A 17,798-nucleotide genomic window follows, 5' to 3' on the forward strand; every position below is an offset into this window, starting at 1 on the left:
CTACAGCGGCCTGACACCACTCAACCCCGCGTGTCAACCAAAGCCTGGGCAGTCCCGTGCCAGCAAAACCTACACACGGACCGGCGCATTAAAAGATCGCGTGCGCCGACGCACGCAAACGGACCTACACGTCCTCTTTTGGACATTGTGACGTGTACCAAGGATCTTGGACAGGGCCTCTCGTTTGAGAGGATGTGTAGATGCCCGAGCAGCGTCGGAGGTTCAGTGCTCAGTTTAAGGCTGAGGCTGTGCAGATGGTGATCGAGACCGAGAAACCGGTAGCCGAGGTCGCCCGGGATCTCGAGATCAACCCGGGCACGCTGACCAACTGGGTCAACGCGTGGCGGCGGGAGAACCCGGACGCTGAGCAGCCGGTGAGCCCGACCGAGCGTGCGCGTGTGGCGGAGATGGAAGACGAGATCCGCCGGCTGCGGATGGAAAACGAGTTCCTGAAAAAAGCCGCGGCCTTCTTCGCGCGGACGTCGCAGTAGCCGAGCGCTGCGCCGTAATCGACGCGGAGAAGGCCCGCTATCCGATCATATGGATGTGCCGGCTACTTGGGGTGCCACGCTCGTCGTTTTACGCCTGGCGCCAACGGGTGGCCACCGAGACGGCCACCCAGGCTCGCCGCCGTGAGCTGAGCACGCACATCGCCCGGGTGTTCACCGAGGGACGAGGCGCGTATGGCTGTCGCCGTGTCGCCGCCCAGCTCAACCGTGAAGGCCACGCCTGCAGCGTCGGGCTGGTCGCCGACCTCATGCGTGAACTTGGCCTTGCGGCGTGCCAGCCCCGCGCCTACAAGCGCACCACAGTGCCTGGCGAAGAGCCCGTCGACAGCCCGGACCTGATTGATCGCGAGTTCACCGCGGAGGAGCCGGGACAGCGGTTCGTCGGCGACATCACCTACCTCAAAACCGGTGAGGGATGGCTCTACCTCGCGACCGTGATCGACCTCGCCACGCGTATGGTCGTCGGGTGGCAGCTGGCCGCGCATATGCGCACCAGCCTGGTCGTTGACGCCCTGGACATGGCAATCACTCACGGAACCATCGCCCCAGGGGCCGTTTTTCACTCCGATCGCGGGACGCAATACACCTCAGGAGAGTTTTCCCGATTCTGCAAGGACAATCGCGTTCGCACCAGCGTCGGTCGAACCGGTGTGTGTTGGGACAACGCAGTCGCGGAGTCGTTCTTCGCCTCACTAAAAAAACGAGATGTATCACCGCGAACCGTTCCCCACTCGAGCCCGCGCCCGCTTCGCCGTCGCCGTCGCCGACTACATCGAAGTCTTCTACAACCGGAAACGACTCCACAGCAGCCTCGGCTACCGCACCCCAGCAGAGGCTAACCGAGACCACCTCACCGCGACCGCGGCCTGAGGAAACCCACCGAGGACCGTCCAAGATCCTTGACACACCTCATTGAGCCCTTTTCATCCGGCGGTGACTTCCAAGGTCTGTAGGACATGGATGGTTTGGTGAGTCGGGCTGCCGGCGCGGCGGGTGCTGCAGCGGAGCTTACGCTGGATGCGCCATTTCTTGAGCTGGGCGTTATAGAAGGCGACATCGAAAACTTCCTGCAGCAGGGGCTCGGGATCGTGGAGCAGGAACCCAACACGGCGCCGTGGTTCGCCATCCGTTTCGTGCCCTCGTCGTTCGGCATCTACGACGCCTTTCCCGACGACTCCGGTCGCCAGGCCCACCCTCTCGGGCCAGGTCGCCCAAGCCCTTGCCGACAACACCGGCACCCTGTTCGCCCAGCCCACCATCGAACCGGTGGACGTGATCGCCGAAAACCCCCGACCTGAGATGCCGAGCAACAACCCAGGGCGGTGCCACGGCCGATGCGCCCACGGTGACGCTGGGCCTGCTCAGCGACGCCGGACTGCCCGCCGATTTGTCGGACGGCCTTGCTGCACAGCTGCCCGACCTGCTTGAACACGAGACCGGCGAGATGTCCGCGGTCGTGCGAGTCGGGTACGCGGGAGTGTGCGGCACGGACGTCCACCTGCGGGCGGGCAAGCTTCCCGTCCCCACCCCGGTCGTGCTCGGACACGAGGCGGTCGGCCAGGTCTCCGCCCTGGGAAAGGGCTTGACGCATGACGTGCTCGGCAACCCGTTGCACGAAGGCGACTGGGTGTCCTGGCTCAACAACGTCGCATGCGGACGTTGCCGCTTCTGCCTGGTCGAGCACCAGCCCACGCTCTGCACGGGCAATCGCAAGATCTACGGCATCAACCAGTCCTCGGACGCGTGGCCTCATCTGTCCGGTGGTTGGAGCGACTACATCTACCTGCAGCCCGGCACCGTGCTGGTGAAGATACCGGAGGTCGCCACGCCGCAGCAGGTCATCTCGCTCGGCTGTGCCGGACCGACGGCCGTGCACGGCGTGCTCGACGAAGTGCGGGTGCGCTTCGGTGACACCGTGGTGGTTCAAGGCAGCGGCCCGGTCGGTCTCGCCTCCGCGATGTACGCACAGCTGGCCGGTGCCGCGCAGGTCATCGTCGTCGGGGGCCCTGCAGCACGCCTGGAGCTGACCGAACAACTCGGCATCGGCCACCACCACCTGGACATCTTCGAGGTCACCGATGCCGCCGAACGGGTTGCCCAGGTGCGCCGAAGGACCGACGGGAACGCGGGCGCGGACGTGGTGATCGAGGCGACCGGCGCGCCGAGCGCCGTCGCGGAGGCCATCGAGTACGCCCGGCCGGACGGCTCCATCAGCGTGGTCGGCCAGTACACCGACCACGGAACCACGCCGATCAACCCGCACCTGATCACTCGCAAGAACCTCAACATCTCCGGTTCCTGGGGCTTCGGCGCCCGCCACTACATCGGCTACATCTCGTCCCTGCCCCAGTTGCTGGAGCGGTTCGACCTCGGTCGCCTCGTGTCTGAATACCCGCTCACCGACGCCAACTCCGCGATCGACGACGTCAAGGCGGGCGCGGTGCTGAAAGCCGTTCTGCGGGTAAGCGATGAGTGAATGCGTGATCCACCCGCGCGCTGACGGGCCCGACGAAGCGACTCTGTCCCGGCTGGACCCGCTTCCGACTTCGGCGCTGTCCGACTCGATGCGACGCCTGCCCGGCGCCCCCGGCGTGCTGCCGCTGTTCAGCGGGTGCAGGCTCGTCGGTCCGGCCCTGGCCGTGCGGACCCGCCCCGGCGACAACCTGGTCGTGCACAAGGCCGTCGACCTCGCCAGGCCCGGCGAGGTGCTCGTGATCGACGCGGGCGGCGACACCACTCGCGCCATCGTCGGTGACCTGCTCTGCCGCTACGCGGCCTCGCGAGGCCTCGCCGGGATCGTCCTGGACGGCGCCGCACGGGACGTCGTCGAGCTCCACGAGCTCGGGCTGCCGGTCTTCGCCCGCGCCGTCTCACACCTCGGGCCCTACAAGAACGGTCCAGGTGAGATCGGCGGATCGGTGTCGATCGCAGGCATGACCGTCCGCTCCGGCGACGTCGTGGTGGGTGATGCCGACGGTGTGATCGCCGTCCCCGCCGCACGTGCCGGCGCCATCGCGACGGCGGCCGAAGAGCTCCTGCGCGCAGAAGCGACCGCGGTCGACGCCATCGACCGCGGCACGTGGGACCGCTCGTGGATCGACGCGTCCTTGACCATCACCCGGATCGACGACGAGGAGAGTTGATCACCGTGCACGAGGTTCTGGAACGCGCGGAACCGGCGAACTTCATCGCCAACCGCTGGACGCCGTCCGAAAGCGACCAGGTCGCTTCCCGCAATCCCGCCGACCCGCACGACCCCCTGCCCGCCACACCCAGCTCCTCCCCTGCCGACGTCGCCGAGGCGGTCTCCGCGGCCAAGGAAGCGGCTCCGGAATGGGCGGCCAGGCCCGCACCGGAGCGCGGGGACGTCCTGAGCCGATGGAACGAGCTGATCGGACAGCACGCCGACGAGCTCGCCGAGCTGATGACGCGGGAGATGGGCAAGCCGCTGGCCGAGTCCAGAGGAGAGCTCGCCAGGGCCCGGCTCGAACTCGACTACGCCGCCGGGGAAACCACCCGGCTGCACGGAACCACGATCCCGAGCCGGACGGTGGGGCAGCTCGTCTACACCGTCCGAGAGCCCCTGGGCGTCGTCGCGGCGATCACGCCTTGGAACTTCCCGGCCGTGGCACCGATCCGCAAGCTGGGCCCGGCACTGGCCGCCGGATGCACCGTCGTGCTCAAACCCGCGCTGGAAACCCCGCTGACCGCCCTGGCACTGGCCGCACTGGCACGCGACGCCGGTCTGCCGGCAGGAGTGCTCAACGTGGTCTGCGGTCGCGGTTCCCTCGCCGGAGCGCACCTCGCCGCGCATCCCGACGTCGCGGGCGTCTCCTTCACCGGATCAACCGCCGTCGGCAGGCAGATCGCCGAGAGCGTGGCCCGTCGACTGGGCGTCGTCCAGCTGGAGCTGGGCGGGAAGAACGCGGCCTACGTGCACAGCGCGGAGGACCTCGGCAAGGTCGTCGAGCAGATCACGAGTGCCGCCGCGCAGACCTCCGGCCAGCGGTGCACGGCCATCAGCAGGGTCATCGTCCAGGACGAGATCGCCGACGAGTTGGTGCGGCTGCTCACCGACACCTACGCGGCGTTGTCGGTCGGCCCGGGGATGGATCCTTCGGTGCAAGTCGGCCCGCTGGTGAACCACGCTCAGCGGGAACGCGTCGATGGGTACGTGCGCAAGGGCCTCGACGAAGGTGCTGTCCGCACCACCCCGGACCGCCCCCTCCCCGAAGGACCGTACTTGGTTCCGACGGTGCTCGACCACGTGACACCGGAGATGGTCGTCGCGCGGGAGGAGATCTTCGGTCCCGTGGTGACCGTCATCCGGGTCTCCGACGTGGACGAAGCGATCAGAGTGGCCAACCACAGCGACTACGGGCTGGCTGGCGTCGTGTTCAGCGAGCACGTCGACGTCGCGATGCGCTTCACCAGCGCGGTCCGCGCCGGCATGGTCCACGTCAACCACGGCACGACCAGCCAGCCGCACGTGCCCTTCGGCGGGGTCGGCGACTCCGGCGTGGGCGACTACTCCATCGGCCACACCACCACGGACTTCTTCACCCAGCTCAAGGTCGTCTACCTGAGCCCGGTCGTCCCATGACCGGGCCCGCTCAACACCAACCCGGAAAGCGAAGAGGTGAGAACCGATGAGCCAGACAACGCAACGGCGCGTTGTCCGGAAGGCGATGTGGAGACTGCTGCCCATCCTGATGGCCGCATTCGTCGTCGCCTACCTGGACCGACTCAACATCAGCATCGGCGCCCTGGAGATGCGCGCGGACACCGGGCTCAGCGCGGCCTCGTTCGGCCTCGGCGCCGGGATCTTCTTCATCGCGTACTTCTTCTTCGAAGTCCCGAGCAATCTCGTCCTGCACCGCGTGGGCGCCCGAAGATGGATCGCGCGCATCATGTGGACGTGGGGTGTGGTCACCGCCGCGATGATGTTCGTCAGCGGTCCGATCAGCTTCTACGTGCTGCGCGCCCTGCTGGGGGCGGCCGAGGCGGGCTTCGTCCCGGGCGTCATCTTGTACCTGAGCTACTGGTTCCCCGCCAGAGAGCGCGGGAAGTCGTTCTCCTGGTTCCAGGTCGCGGTACCGATCAGCTTCGCCTTCGGTTCCGTCGGCACCGGGGCGTTGCTCCACCTGGACGGGCTCGCCGGCCTGCACGGCTGGCAATGGATCTTCGTCGTGACCGGCGGCGTGGCGATCGCCTACGGGTTCGTCATCTGGTTCTTCCTGCCCGACGGCCCCGATGAGGCCACGTGGCTGAGCACCGAGGAGAGCTCCTGGCTCCGCGAACGCATGCGAGCCGAGTCCGATCAGAAGCGCAGCAGCGGGAACCACACGCTTCGCGCCTCGTTCTCCAACCCGTCGGTCTGGTTCCTGTCCCTGCTGTACTTCTCCATCATCCTCGGCCAATGGGGATTCGGGTTCTGGCTCCCCCAGATCCTCGCCCAGCGGTTCGCCGACGCGAGCCACTTCCAGATCAGCATGCTCTCCGCCGCCCCGTGGCTCGTCGCGCTCCTGGCGATCGTGCCGGTCTCCTGGAATTCCGACAGAACCGGCGAACGACGCTGGCACCTGGCCATTCCTTGCTTCGTGAGCGCTGCGGGATTCGTCAGCAGCGCGTACCTCGCCCAGCCCTACCTCGCGCTGGCGGGCACGGCGGTGGCGTTGGTCGGTCTCATGGCGGCCGTGCCGGTCTTCTGGAACCTCCCCACGGCTGCGCTCACAGGCGTGGCCGCCGCCAGCGGAATCGCGCTGATCAACTCGCTCGGCAATCTCAGCGGCTTCGTCGGCCCGTACCTCCTCGGGCTGATCACCGAGGCCACGGGCACAGCGCAGCATGGCGTCGCGCTGCTGTCCCTCTCCCTGGCAGCGGCTGGAGTTCTGGCCCTGCGCGCGCGGCAGCAGCCGACACTGGTGGCGCTTTCCGATTCCTCCGAGCTGCGGGCGCCCACCCGATCAGGCGGCCGGAGCGACGGAACCGCGGCGGGACGCTGATCCCGCTCGCCGACGAGTCCAGTTTCGCAGTCGCAGCACAGTTGGTGGGGCGTGGCAGTTTCTCGACCGCCGCGCCCCACCTCATGCCATAACCGGGCGGTGAGCGCTCCTCAGGCCGCGATCAGCGGGCGGAGGGTGCGATGTCGAGTCCGGTGTCGACCTTGTCTGGTGTGCCTTCCCAGATCGGGTCTTCGTGCTCGACGGAGAGCACTCCGTCGAAGCCGCCGGGCGCGTCGCGGCACGCCCTCCCCTGAGCGCGAAGGGTTGACCCTGTGATGGTGGATCTGACCTACGGTGCAGACTTAAGCCGATTCAATCGGCGGTTGTTACTTCACGGAATCGGGTCGCAGGTGCGAGCCCCGGCAGCTTCGTCCGGCATCGGTAGAGCGAGGTCGTGGCACAGATGTAGAGGGAGCGCAGATCACGCTCCCCCCACGCGAAGTTCGCCGGGTCTTCGGGCACCCGGATGACGCCCAAACAGGTGGCCTCGGCATCGAAGACGTGGATCCCGCCAGGCCCGGTGCAGTAGAGGTTTCCCGCGGAATCCACCTTCATGCCGTCGGGCACGCCGATGCCCTGGCCGGTCACCTCGGCCCACACCGCACCGCCGGTGAGGTTCCGGCCGTCGAAGCCGAACCGACGGATGTGCCGACGCTCGGTGTCGTTGACGAACAGGTACCGCTCGTCCGCCGAGAGGCACAGCCCGTTGGGACCGTCAAAATCCGCTGCCAGCAACGAAAGTTCACCGGTCCCCGGGTCGACGCGGTAGACGCCGCGGAACGGGAGCTCCGGGTCGCGCGGGACACCGTGGGGTGCACCGCGTCCGTACGCCGGATCGGTGAACAGGATCGTGCCGTCTCGGGCCACGACGACGTCATTCGGACTGTTCAGCTCCCGGCCGTCGTAACTTTTGGCCAGCACGGTCAGCGTGCCATCGGCTTCCTCGCGCACCAGCCTGCTTGTCGCGTGCTCGCAGGTAAGCAGCCGGCCAGCACCGTCGTAGGCGTTCCCGTTCGCCATCCGGCTGGGCCGCCGGTACGTGGTCAGCTCCCCCGCCGCAGAGCGGCGATACATCCGGTCGGCCTGGATATCGCTGAACACCAGATGTCGCTCGGACTGATGCCACACGGGTCCTTCGATGAACCGGAATCCGGTTTCCAGGCAGGCCAGCGGCTCGTCCACCACGAGCTCGTGCAGGCGCTCGTCCCGGATATCCAGCAGTCCGCCGTCGGTCATCTGCGGCGCGATCCCTTCGCAGCACTGGTCAGGTGGTCTGAACTCTAATCGGACTCCCCGAGCTGTCAAGAGGGCCGCCCTCCGAGCTCCGCCGGACCGGGGCACACCCGCAGGCCACGGAGATATTGCTTGTGCTGCAACGGAAACCGCGACGGCACTGGACCGCATGGAGCGCTTGACAGCATCCGCGGGGCCTGCCTACTGTTCAGACCACCTGACCACTCCCCCGCTCACGAAGCGGAACGGGGAGTTCGGTCCCGAGATAGGTTGCGAAGATGACTGACCCCGACAGCCGGCGCATCGAGCCGGTCCGGCGCCTGAAGGTATCCGATTCGGTGGCGGCGCAACTGGAACAGCTGATCGAGCAGGGCCACTACCAGCCCGGCGACAAGCTGCCCCCGGAACGCGCCCTGGCCGAACAGTTCGGCGTCGGTCGCAGCTCGATGCGGGAGGCGCTGCGCCTCGTGGAGGCCAACGGCCTGCTCCGCACCGACCACGGCATCGGCGTCTTCGTGGTCAGCAACACGAAACCCGTGCCCATGCTGTCCGAGCTGCTGCTGTTCGACGACTTCACCGTGCCGGAACTGTTCGAAGCACGCCTTTCCCTGGAGCGGGATGCCGCCGGGGTGGCCGCCAAGCGCATTACCGACGACGAAGCGGTGGAGCTGCAGCGGATACTCGACGAGGCAGGTAATCCCAGCCTGTCCAACGACGCTTTCGTAAAGCTGGACGCGGAACTGCACAGAGCCATCGTGAAAGCCACAAAGAACCGGATCTGGGAACGCATCTACGAGAGCATCGTGCCACTATTCATCACCTACTCGCATCGCGTCATCCAACTGCCCGGACGGCGCGAATCCGCGCACAACAGCCACCGCAGGATCGTGGCCGCCATTCTCGCCCGGAGCGCCAGGGAAGCCAGGAGCGCGGCGGTCAAGCACATTCGCGAGGTCGAGCGCGAAATCGTGAAGCACCTCGACTCCGCCACCGAGACGGCTGAGAAGTCCTCCCGGTAGGGCACTCCCGCAAAAGGGCATTCCACACAGCACAACCGCTGCTTCATTTCCCCTTGCCACCTGTCGTCAACACCCAGTATTTGCAGTCGCAAACAAAGGAGCAACAATGTCGTCGCTCAACTACACCTATGAGCACATCGACGAGTGGATCGACCGGTCGAACTGGGTCGCCCCGACGCTCGACCCGAAGAAAACGATGCTGCTCGTCCTGGACATGCAGAAGGCCTGCGCCGAGCCCGGCGGTGCGATGTACATCCCGAGCACTGGCGGCGCACCCGAGGGCAAGGACGTCGTCGAACCTGTGAAGAACGTCCTGGAAGCCTGCCGCGCCAAGGGAATCCCGGTGGCTTGGTCGCTGTGGGGCCTGCGACCGGACGGCAAGGACGCCGGGTTCGCGGACACCAAGTGGGGCCTCGAAGGCCAGCTGGCCACCTTCCCCGGCGCCTGGGGCAACGGCGGCGACGAGCTGGTCGATGACCTCAAGCCGCTCGACGACGAGCCGGTCTTCCGCAAACACCGGTTCAGCTCGTTCTACGGCACCGCGCTGAACGAGTACATGCGCCGGGCGGGTGCGGACACCCTGGTGGTGGCCGGGCTGTCTACCGGTAACTGCCAGATCGCCACCGCGATCGACGGCGCCAACCAGGACTACAAGATGATCGTGCTCGCGGACACCACCGCCGCGATTCCCTCCGGCAAGGAGGACCCGCTGGGCTTCGGCCAGCACTGGGAGGCTCTGCGCCAGATCCACGCCAACCACGGCGACGTGCGCACGAGCATCGAGTTCCTGCGGATGATCGGCGCCTGAGCGCCGCGGACACCCAATCCCGCGACGAGAGGGGAAATCATGTCACTTTCCGGTAAGCGCGTAGGCCTGTTGATCGAAGATGAGTACCAGATTCTCGAAGGCTGGTACCCGAAGCTGCGCCTGAAGGAAGCCGGCGCCGAGGTCAAGGTGATCGGCAGCGGTACCAAGAGCAGCTATGACAGCAAAGAGCACTACCCGATGGAGGTCGACGCTGCCGCGGCCGAGGTGTCCGCGGGCGACTTCGACGCCATCGTGATCCCGGGCGGCTTCGCGCCGGACAACATGCGCCTGCACCCCGAGATGGTCGCGCTGGTCCGAGACGCCTACGAGTCGGGCAAGCTGGTCGCCGCGATCTGCCACGCCGGCTGGATGCTCTGTTCCGCTGGTGCCACCAAGGGCCGCAAGATCACCGGATATCGGCCGATTAAGGACGACGTAGAGAACGCGGGCGGCACCTGGATCGACGAGCCGGTCGTCATCGACGGGAACGTGATCACCTCCCGCACGCCGGTCGACCTGCCCGACTTCGCCCGCGCCATTGTCGAATACCTCGAAAAGAACTGACCTTCCAGGTCGACGCCCTCCCCACCACCAACGGGCGCGCCCGGGTCAACCGGCCCGGGCGCGCCTCGGAAACGGACGTCATGCAAAGGAGCAGGCACGTGGTGGACCTCAAACTTTCCGCCGTCGGCGGCAAACCACCGCTCGGCGGCTGGCTCCCGCCGATCCGGCTGACCGAACAGCAAGGCGCGGTGCTCAACGCGGTGGCCGACGAATTCATCCCCGGCGGCGACGGCTTTCCGCAGCCGAGTGAGGTCGATGTTCTCTCGTTCATCACCAGGTACGTCACCCCCGCCGGGCAGGACGCGAAATGGTTCCCGTTTCTCGGCGAAAACGACTTCAAAGCCCGGCTCGAGAAGCTGGGTGACAGCTTCCTCCAGGCCCCCTCCGCGGAACGGGTGGCCATCCTGAGTGGACTGGAGTGGGACGAGCCCGAGTTCTTCGGACACTTGCGGGACGTTGTGTACTACGCCTACTACTCGCGGCCCGCGGTCGTGCACACGATGAACCGCTTGCTGCGGGCGGGCCGGGACTACCGCCTGTCCCCGCAGCCCTACGGCTACATCGATGTGATGGACGACTGGGACGACGAGTTGCTCGCCCGGGTGCGCGGTTCGTATCGGCGCACCGCCGAGGTCAGGCGCATCGAGGTCCCTGCCCACCTGCGGGAGGCGACCAGCTGATGGCCGCCTGCACCGAAACCGACGTGCTGGTGATCGGCGCGGGCGCCGGCGGCGCAGCTATGAGCAAGCGTTTGTCCGATCGCGGGATCAAGGTCGTCTGCCTGGAACAGGGCGACTGGCTACACCCGATGGATCACCCGCACTTCTACGACGGCTGGGAACTCGAACGCCACCGCACCTGGTCCTGGCACCCCAACGTCAGGATGTTCCCCGAGGACTACCCGATCACCGGGAACACCGAACCGATGCTGATGAACGGCGTCGGTGGCTCGACGCTGCACTACGCCGGTGCATGGCCGCGGTTCAAGCCGGTCGACTTCCGCAAGGGCACCGAACACGGCGTCGAGGGAACCATCGACTGGCCGATCAGCTACGAGGAACTCGAGCCGTTCTACGCTATCAACGACGCCGAGATCGGGGTCGCGCGGCGGACCGGCGATCCCGGTAACCCGCCGCGTCCCGAGGGCTGGGGCCCAGCCAACCGCGGCGGCAAGGTCGGGCACAAGATGGGCCGGGGCTTCGACAAGCTCGGCTGGCACTGGTGGCCCGCGGACAACGCGATCCTGACCGAGCGGAAGGACGCGCGACTGCCCTGCAACGACTGCGGCTTCTGCCTAGGCGGCTGTCCCCGGCACGCGATCGCCTCGACCGATGTGACCTACTGGCCCAGGGCGCTGCGCAACGGTGTCGACCTGCGCACCAACGCCCGTGTCGAGCGGATCGACGCGAAGAACGGGCGCGCCACCGGGGCGACCTACGTCGACCGGATCACCGGATCTCAGCACGAGGTGCGCGCGCGGATCGTGGTGGTGGCTGCCAACTCGATCGGCACGCCACGGCTGCTGCTCATGTCCGCCCAGAAGGGACACCCGGACGGCCTGGCCAACCGCAACGGACTGGTCGGCACGCATCTGATGTTCCACAGTTGGTCCTTCGAGGACTTCTGGTTCGACGAGCCCCTGGAGGGGTTCAAGGGACCGGAACCCGCAGTGCTCTACAGCCAGCAGTTCTACGACACCGACCCCGCACGTGGTTTCGTGAACGGCTTCTCTCTGCAGGTCGGCACCGCTCTGGGCGCGGCGAACAGCGCACTGGGCACCAACACCGGCAACATCGCGCCGTGGGGCGCCGGGCACCGGAAGTTCTTCAACGACCACTTCGGCCGGCACGCGCTGGTCTACGTGCAGGGTGAGGACCTCCCGGTGCGGACCAACCAGGTGACCCTCGACCCCGAGGTCACGGATTCCAGCGGCCTTCCGGCCCCGCACGTGCACTACGAACTGCACGAGAACGACCGGCGGCTGATCGAGTGGGGCAGGCGGCGAGCTCGCGAGGCCGCCGACGCTGCCGGTGGCGTGATCGACACCGCGAGCACCGGCATCGGCGGCCTCGAAGGTCCGCCGCCGGGCTGGCACATCATGGGCACCTGCCGGATGGGCAACACCCCCGAGGATTCCGTGACCAACAAATGGAACCAAACCTGGGACGTGCCCAACCTGTTCATCACCGACGCGAGCTCGCTGACCACGGGGGCCGCGGTCAACCCGACCAGCACCCTGCAGGCCGTCGCCGTGCGGTGCGCGGAATACATCAACCGCAGGCACGGCGACATCCTCGCCCAGGCCACGACGCCCGCGAACGTAGATGCGCCGGACTTCTAAGGCCGCAAAGGAGAACACCATGACGCACACCAGGAAACCGGACCCCGTCGACGCGATCGTGGTTGGCTTGGGAGCGACCGGAGGCACCGCGGCCAAGGTGCTGTCCGAAGCGGGAATGAAGGTCGTCGGGTTCGACCGCGGCCCATGGCTGCGAGCGCAGGAGCACTATTCCGGCGACGAGCTGAAGTTCATCAACCGCAACTACCTGTGGCCGGACCCGAAACTGTTCCCGCGCACCCTGCGCCACGACGAGGAGTCCGTGGCCGAGCCATTCCCCTTCTCTCCCACCCCCCAGCTCGTAGGCGGTGGCACCAACCACTGGGCGGGTTGGGTGCCACGGCCACGCGAGTCGGACTTCCTCCAGCGTTCCCTGCACGGCGACCTCGACGGTGCGAACCTCGCCGACTGGCCGATCCGCTACGAGCACCTCGAGCCCTACCTGACCAAGGTGGAATGGGAGTTCGGCGTCTCCGGCATCGCCGGTGCCGACAAGTACGAGCCGTACCGGAGCAAGGGCTACCCGAGCGCACCGCTGCGCCCGACGCGCTTCGGCAAGCGGTTCTACGAGGCGTGCAACAAACTTGGCATCAACGGCTTCCCGATCCCGCACGCGATGGTCACCAACGAGCACAAGGGTCGGGATCCCTTCAACACCACCAGCTTCTGGAACCAGTACGGCGACCCGAGCACCGCGCGGTCCAACACGCTGACCACCTTCATCCCGGAGGCAGTGGCGACAGGAAATTTCGAACTGCGCGCGGAGTCCTTCGTCCGCGAGATCAAGGTCGGCAAGGACGGCAAGGCGACGGGGGTGATCTACATCGACCCGGACGGCAACGAGGTGGAGCAGGACGCCGGAATCGTGGTGCTGAGCCTCGGCGCGATCGAGTCGGCGCGGTTGATGCTGATGTCGAGGTCGCCCCGGTTCCCCGAGGGGCTCGGCAACTCCAGCGGACAGGTCGGCAAGAACGCGACCTTCCACGAGTACGTGTTCGCGGTGGGCCTGTTCGACCAGGAAATCGACGACCCGCTGTACGGCTGGACGGGTAACTACATCAGCGGTGGCACGTTCGAGTTCTACGAGACCGACGAGGACCGCGGGCACATCGGTGGCTGCCTGATCTCGGCCTCGCAGACCTGCCACCCGATCAACATGGTGTTCCCCGGCCGTCCGACATGGGGCCAGGGGATGAAGGACGCCGACCGCGACTACTTCAGCTTCGCCATGAAGATCGGCGCGATCCTGCACGACATGCCGGTCGAGGCGAACCGGGTCGACCTGGATCCGACGGTCAAGGACGCCTGGGGCCTGCCCGTCGCGCGGATCACGCACAAGCCGCACGCCAACGACGTCGCGATGAGCAAGTGGCAGGTGGACAAGAACGCCGAGATCCTGCGGGCGGCTGGGGCGCGCAAGACGATTCCGGTGTACCTGCAGCGGATGACCGGCAACACCTGCCACCAGCACGGCACCGCGCGGATGGGTACCGACCCGGCGACGACGGTGCTCAACGAATGGTGTCAGAGCCACGACGTGGACAACCTCTTCGTGGTGGATGGCGCCGGCTTCCCCAGCTCGACGGGTGTGAACCCGACGCTCACCATGATGGCCAACGCCTGGCGCGCCTGCGACTACATCACCCAGGTCTACGCCAAGGGCCGCGAAGAGCGGATCAAGGTCGGCTGAATTCCACCCAGAACGAGAAAGGACTGCGGTCATGACTCTCAAGGCCGATTGGGAGATCGTCGGCGCGCCGGTCGATCCCGATTCCGACGAGCGGCTCTTCTTCACCGAACACGGCTGGGAGACCATCGAGGCAGCCGCCTCCCGGATCATTCCCACCGACCACGACCCCGGTGCGCGCGAGGCCCGGGTCATCGTGTTCCTCGACCGCTACCTCTCCGGCACCGACTACGTCTTCGCCGCCGCGGACGGCAGCGGGTTCCTCAAGCTCACCGGCAAGTTCGCCGACGCGTGGCGGGCCCGGATGACCGACATGCAGCAGACCTATCGCGACGGCATCGTCGAACTGGACACGATCGCGGAGCGGGCGTTCGGCGATCGGTTCAAGGCACTCGCCGAGTCCGAGCAGGACAGTGTGCTGGAAATCCTCTCCGGAGAGCCGAAACCGAAACCGGTCACGCTAGGCACGACCGAAGCGGTCGGCACCTTCCTCCAGGGGTGCTTCGACGAGGGCCTGCCCTTCTTCGACGCGCTGTGCCTGCACGTGCGGCAGGGCTTCTACTGCGATCCGGTGTACGGCGGGAACAAGGACCGGATGGGCTGGCGCACGATCGGCTTCCCCGGGCCGAAGTCGCTCCAGGACACCATGGACGGCACGTACAGCACGACCGAGTACTTCGTACCCGACTACGACTGGCACGAGCTCGTCCCACAGCTGAAAGAGCGGTCCGCCGGCTAGCGCCGGAAGCACCCTCCCACCGCCGGGCGGGGCACGTCCTGGACACGTCGCCCGGCTCGGCGGTCTCCGCCACGCGAAACAAGGAGCTCGATACATGCGAATCACCGGTGTCTCTGCGACGCCGCTCGGCTCTCCGCTCGAGGAGGAGCTGCGCTGGGGGGCCATGGCCGTCCACGTCAAGGGCGGGATCGTCGTCCGGATCACGACCGACGAGGGGCTCGAGGGAGTCGGCGAGGCCGGCTTCTCGGCAGAGTACTTCCCCACCGTAGGGCCGATCATCAACTCCCAGCTCGCGCCGATGCTCATCGGCAAGGACCCCCGCGACATCGGTGCGCTGTGGCAGCAGATGCTCGACGCGACGCACATGTGGGGCCGTCGCGGCATCGAGACCTACGCGATCAGTGGCGTGGACATCGCGCTGTGGGACCTGCTCGGCAAGATCGCCAACCAGCCGGTGTACCGGCTGCTGGGCGCGTCGAAACCCAGGGTCCGCGCCTACTTCGCGCCTTCGCTCAAACCGACCGCCGAGATCGTCGAGGAATGCCGCAAGGCGGTGGCGGACGGGTTCAGCGCGATCAAGCTGCGAGCCACCGAGGAACTGGGGCAGGCGGTCGAGTTGGTGAGCTCGGTGCGCGACGCGGTGGGGCCCGACGTCGATCTCATGGTCGACGCCAACATGTCCTACGACCGCCGCGGTGCCCTGCGGCTCGCGCGCGAGCTGGAAGCCCTCGACGTCGCCTGGCTCGAAGAGCCGATCCTGTCGCGCAGCCTGACCCAGTACGTGGACGACCACTCCTGGCTCGCCGACCGGGTTGCACTGCGGCTGGCCGGAGGCGAGTCGCTGCTCACCCGCTTCGAATACATCGACCTGCTGACCCGCCGCACCTTCGACGTCGTCCAGCCGGACTGCACCAGCGTCGGCGGTATCTCGGAGGCCAAGCGGGTAGCGGACCTGGCCAGTACCTGGAACCTGACCTGCGTGCCCCACATCGCCTGCTCCTCCGGGACGGGCATCGCGCTCGCGGCCGGACTGCACCTGATCCTGGCGTGCGAGAACGCGCCGCTCATCGAGGTCGACGCCTACGGCGGCCCGGGCTGGGACGGACTGCTGCAGAACCCGCTGGAGGTGCGGGACGGCTACGTGACCGCCTCCGACGCTCCCGGTATCGGCGTCGACCTCAGCCCGGACGCCTACCAGCGTTTCGCGGTGACCACGGCATGAGTGCCCGCCTGCCCGGCCAGCAGGAGGTCATCGCGATGTACCGACCACATCCGCGAGCCAGCTTCCCGACGTCGCGGAGCTGGTCTCACGGGCGGGTGCCCGCGTCGTCGAGCTCACGCTGACCCGCGGGATCCGGTGGCATCCATGCCGAGCTGCCCGAGCTTATTCCCGGACGCCGCCATCCTTGGCATGGTTTAGCGTGCCCCACGAGCCCGAGGTCGACATGTCAGTGGACGCAGGTAACAGTGCTCGTCTACCCCCCACCCCCCACCAGCCGCTTACGACGTCATCGAGCCGATCGCGATCTCGGCATGCCGATCGTTTCCGCGCCCACTGAGCTCTGCGACCCGCCAGCGGGTCGAGGTGTGCCAACGTCAGCTGCGCGTGGATGCCGCACTCTCGCCGCTGCAAATCCATCGCCCTGGGGTTGCCATCGCTGCTCGATGACCGACGACGCGACCGACACCCGCGAGGAACCCTTCGAACGCAACAGTTGCCGCCAACACCGAAGATGGGCGCACCAAGGCATGAGCTCCCTACTCCAGCGCAATCACCCGAAGCCGTCAAAGCCCTGTTTCGCTGGCAGATGAATCCTGAACCAGTGCGGCCGAGCGAAAATGGACCCGCCTTCTGACTCACGGGGAGTGATCAGCCTCGAGGGGACGGCAGAAATCCGACGTCTGCATCGGTATGAGGTGATGCCAATTCCAGCGGTCGCGCGCCGGCCTTGGAGTCCTGCTGAACACGGTGCGGCGAGCATTCGCTTCCGACGGGCCGTCGCGGTATCAGCGGCTGTCGAAGGGCACGGTGGTGGAGCCGTGCAACCGGAGCTCCGTGAATTGCTGGCGGAGTGGCCGACGATGCCGGTACATGTGAACGCGGAACGGATCGGCAGCGAAGCATGGCGGTGGTCAAAAAGGGGTGCGGGATTTGCAGCCGTCGCTTCCGCCGCCGGATCCGGCGTCGAGAACGGCGTATCAGCCCGGTGTGCACTCCGCGGCAGTGCCTTGGTAGCCGCCGTCGGCGAGGGTCGGCAGGTCGAGTTGGGACGCGGCCCAGTAGAGGGCGCCGAGGGTGTGGTGTTCGGCGGCGGTGATGTCGTGGACCGAGCCGGGTTCCACGGGTGAGGCCCAGATCGGGAAACCGTCTGGTGTGGTCACGGCTTGGATGTTGCCGTCCTGGCCGTGGTGTTCGCCGGAATACCACCGGTCGAACGTGGTGCCTTTGACGCTGGTGGCTTTCTCACCGAGCCGGTCGCAGCAGAACAGCTTCCCGTCGAGGATGACGTAGGCGACGCCGTCGGTTTTGGCCTGTCGCAGTGCGTGGCAGGTCCGGGGCTTGGGCGGCCAGCACTCGACAACTTCGTCGATGTAGCGGTAGCCGGTGACGCGGGAGATGTCGTTGTCGCAGGCCAGTGCGGGGATGGCGGTGCGATCACGGAATCAACGCAGCCCCAGCACGGCCTACTTGAACGTCGACAACGCGCGGCGTCCGCGCCCGGTGCCACGACGCGCTCGCTCGGCATTCAAGAGTCCAGAGAGGTAGAGGGCGAGTTCGTTGGCGACGTCGAGGCTGGCAGGTGAGACCTTCTACCAGGACCCCACGCCCGCCCTCTCCGGGCCTGTCAATGAGTTTGTGTATGTCGGGGTTAGTTGAGGTGGGGGTTGAGCCGGT

Annotated in this window: 15 protein-coding genes and 2 pseudogenes; 14 read left to right on the forward strand and 3 right to left on the reverse strand. The window is 67.0% G+C overall.

Annotated features, from left to right (window positions below):
- Positions 1 to 200: 200 nt before the first annotated feature.
- Positions 201 to 1,379: pseudogene (locus ACYVF3_RS31320) on the forward strand (IS3 family transposase).
- Positions 1,380 to 1,432: 53 nt separating this feature from the next.
- Here ACYVF3_RS31320 and ACYVF3_RS31325 read toward each other — a convergent pair.
- A pseudogene (locus ACYVF3_RS31325) lies at positions 1,433 to 1,552 on the reverse strand (IS5/IS1182 family transposase); the annotation flags it as partial.
- Between the two features lie 302 nt (positions 1,553 to 1,854).
- On the opposite strand from ACYVF3_RS31325, the gene ACYVF3_RS31330 reads away from it, so the two are divergent.
- The 4 genes from ACYVF3_RS31330 to ACYVF3_RS31345 are packed head-to-tail and all read left to right on the forward strand — an operon-like array spanning position 1,855 to position 6,514.
- Positions 1,855 to 2,985 (forward strand): zinc-binding dehydrogenase, encoded by a 1,131-nt coding sequence (locus ACYVF3_RS31330; protein WP_461157892.1) that lies wholly within the window; start codon positions 1,855 to 1,857, stop codon positions 2,983 to 2,985.
- 4 nt (positions 2,986 to 2,989) lie between these two features.
- The gene (locus ACYVF3_RS31335; RefSeq protein WP_461157893.1) at positions 2,990 to 3,652 is read left to right on the forward strand and encodes an RraA family protein; all 663 of its coding nucleotides are present in this window, start codon (positions 2,990 to 2,992) and stop codon (positions 3,650 to 3,652) included.
- A 5-nt stretch (positions 3,653 to 3,657) separates the two neighbouring features.
- Entirely contained in the window at positions 3,658 to 5,112 is a 1,455-nt protein-coding gene (locus ACYVF3_RS31340) for an aldehyde dehydrogenase family protein (RefSeq protein ID WP_461157894.1), read from the forward strand.
- Positions 5,113 to 5,158: 46 nt separating this feature from the next.
- A complete protein-coding gene (locus tag ACYVF3_RS31345) occupies positions 5,159 to 6,514 on the forward strand; it encodes an MFS transporter (protein WP_461157895.1) in 1,356 nt (451 codons plus the stop codon).
- A gap of 312 nt (positions 6,515 to 6,826) precedes the next feature.
- Here ACYVF3_RS31345 and ACYVF3_RS31350 read toward each other — a convergent pair whose 3' ends face one another.
- Entirely contained in the window at positions 6,827 to 7,750 is a 924-nt protein-coding gene (locus ACYVF3_RS31350; protein WP_461157896.1) for an SMP-30/gluconolactonase/LRE family protein, read from the reverse strand.
- Between the two features lie 275 nt (positions 7,751 to 8,025).
- On the opposite strand from ACYVF3_RS31350, the gene ACYVF3_RS31355 reads away from it, so the two are divergent.
- From ACYVF3_RS31355 to ACYVF3_RS31390, 8 genes are all read left to right on the forward strand, one after another.
- Positions 8,026 to 8,766, forward strand: a complete 741-nt coding sequence (locus tag ACYVF3_RS31355; protein WP_461157897.1) for a FadR/GntR family transcriptional regulator — start codon at positions 8,026 to 8,028, stop codon at positions 8,764 to 8,766.
- 106 nt (positions 8,767 to 8,872) lie between these two features.
- Positions 8,873 to 9,574: a cysteine hydrolase family protein gene (locus ACYVF3_RS31360; protein ID WP_461157898.1), complete on the forward strand. Its 702-nt coding sequence runs from the start codon at positions 8,873 to 8,875 to the stop codon at positions 9,572 to 9,574.
- 39 nt (positions 9,575 to 9,613) lie between these two features.
- The gene (locus ACYVF3_RS31365; protein ID WP_461157899.1) at positions 9,614 to 10,138 is read left to right on the forward strand and encodes a type 1 glutamine amidotransferase domain-containing protein; all 525 of its coding nucleotides are present in this window, start codon (positions 9,614 to 9,616) and stop codon (positions 10,136 to 10,138) included.
- A 98-nt stretch (positions 10,139 to 10,236) separates the two neighbouring features.
- Positions 10,237 to 10,818, forward strand: a complete 582-nt coding sequence (locus tag ACYVF3_RS31370) for a gluconate 2-dehydrogenase subunit 3 family protein (protein ID WP_461157900.1) — start codon at positions 10,237 to 10,239, stop codon at positions 10,816 to 10,818.
- Entirely contained in the window at positions 10,818 to 12,479 is a 1,662-nt protein-coding gene (locus ACYVF3_RS31375) for a GMC family oxidoreductase (protein ID WP_461157901.1), read from the forward strand. Before ACYVF3_RS31370 ends, ACYVF3_RS31375 begins: the two co-directional genes overlap by 1 nt.
- Before the next feature lie 19 nt (positions 12,480 to 12,498).
- Positions 12,499 to 14,166, forward strand: coding sequence for a GMC family oxidoreductase (locus ACYVF3_RS31380; protein ID WP_461157902.1), 1,668 nt, complete (start codon positions 12,499 to 12,501; stop codon positions 14,164 to 14,166).
- 31 nt (positions 14,167 to 14,197) lie between these two features.
- The gene (locus ACYVF3_RS31385) at positions 14,198 to 14,902 is read left to right on the forward strand and encodes a gluconate 2-dehydrogenase subunit 3 family protein (RefSeq protein ID WP_461157903.1); all 705 of its coding nucleotides are present in this window, start codon (positions 14,198 to 14,200) and stop codon (positions 14,900 to 14,902) included.
- A gap of 94 nt (positions 14,903 to 14,996) precedes the next feature.
- Positions 14,997 to 16,124 carry a mandelate racemase/muconate lactonizing enzyme family protein gene (locus tag ACYVF3_RS31390; RefSeq protein ID WP_461157904.1) on the forward strand — a complete coding sequence of 376 codons (1,128 nt, stop codon included), beginning with the start codon at positions 14,997 to 14,999 and terminating at the stop codon, positions 16,122 to 16,124.
- Positions 16,125 to 17,101: 977 nt separating this feature from the next.
- On the opposite strand, the gene ACYVF3_RS31395 is transcribed toward ACYVF3_RS31390, so the two are convergent.
- Entirely contained in the window at positions 17,102 to 17,284 is a 183-nt protein-coding gene (locus ACYVF3_RS31395) for a hypothetical protein (RefSeq protein ID WP_461157905.1), read from the reverse strand.
- Between the two features lie 3 nt (positions 17,285 to 17,287).
- Between ACYVF3_RS31395 and ACYVF3_RS31400 the strand changes: the two genes are divergently transcribed.
- Positions 17,288 to 17,707: a hypothetical protein gene (locus ACYVF3_RS31400; protein WP_461157906.1), complete on the forward strand. Its 420-nt coding sequence runs from the start codon at positions 17,288 to 17,290 to the stop codon at positions 17,705 to 17,707.
- Positions 17,708 to 17,798: the final 91 nt, after the last annotated feature.

It is taken from the genome of Saccharopolyspora tripterygii, from assembly GCF_054778355.1.

Coding starts and splice junctions, on each gene's coding strand:
- ACYVF3_RS31365 (WP_461157899.1), top strand. CDS start 9,614: ATGTCACTTTCCGGTAAGCGCGTAGGCCTGTTGATCGAAGATGAGTAC.
- ACYVF3_RS31350 (WP_461157896.1), bottom strand. CDS start 7,750: ATGACCGACGGCGGACTGCTGGATATCCGGGACGAGCGCCTGCACGAG.
- ACYVF3_RS31375 (WP_461157901.1), top strand. CDS start 10,818: ATGGCCGCCTGCACCGAAACCGACGTGCTGGTGATCGGCGCGGGCGCC.
- ACYVF3_RS31360 (WP_461157898.1), top strand. CDS start 8,873: ATGTCGTCGCTCAACTACACCTATGAGCACATCGACGAGTGGATCGAC.
- ACYVF3_RS31345 (WP_461157895.1), top strand. CDS start 5,159: ATGAGCCAGACAACGCAACGGCGCGTTGTCCGGAAGGCGATGTGGAGA.
- ACYVF3_RS31385 (WP_461157903.1), top strand. CDS start 14,198: ATGACTCTCAAGGCCGATTGGGAGATCGTCGGCGCGCCGGTCGATCCC.
- ACYVF3_RS31380 (WP_461157902.1), top strand. CDS start 12,499: ATGACGCACACCAGGAAACCGGACCCCGTCGACGCGATCGTGGTTGGC.
- ACYVF3_RS31390 (WP_461157904.1), top strand. CDS start 14,997: ATGCGAATCACCGGTGTCTCTGCGACGCCGCTCGGCTCTCCGCTCGAG.
- ACYVF3_RS31355 (WP_461157897.1), top strand. CDS start 8,026: ATGACTGACCCCGACAGCCGGCGCATCGAGCCGGTCCGGCGCCTGAAG.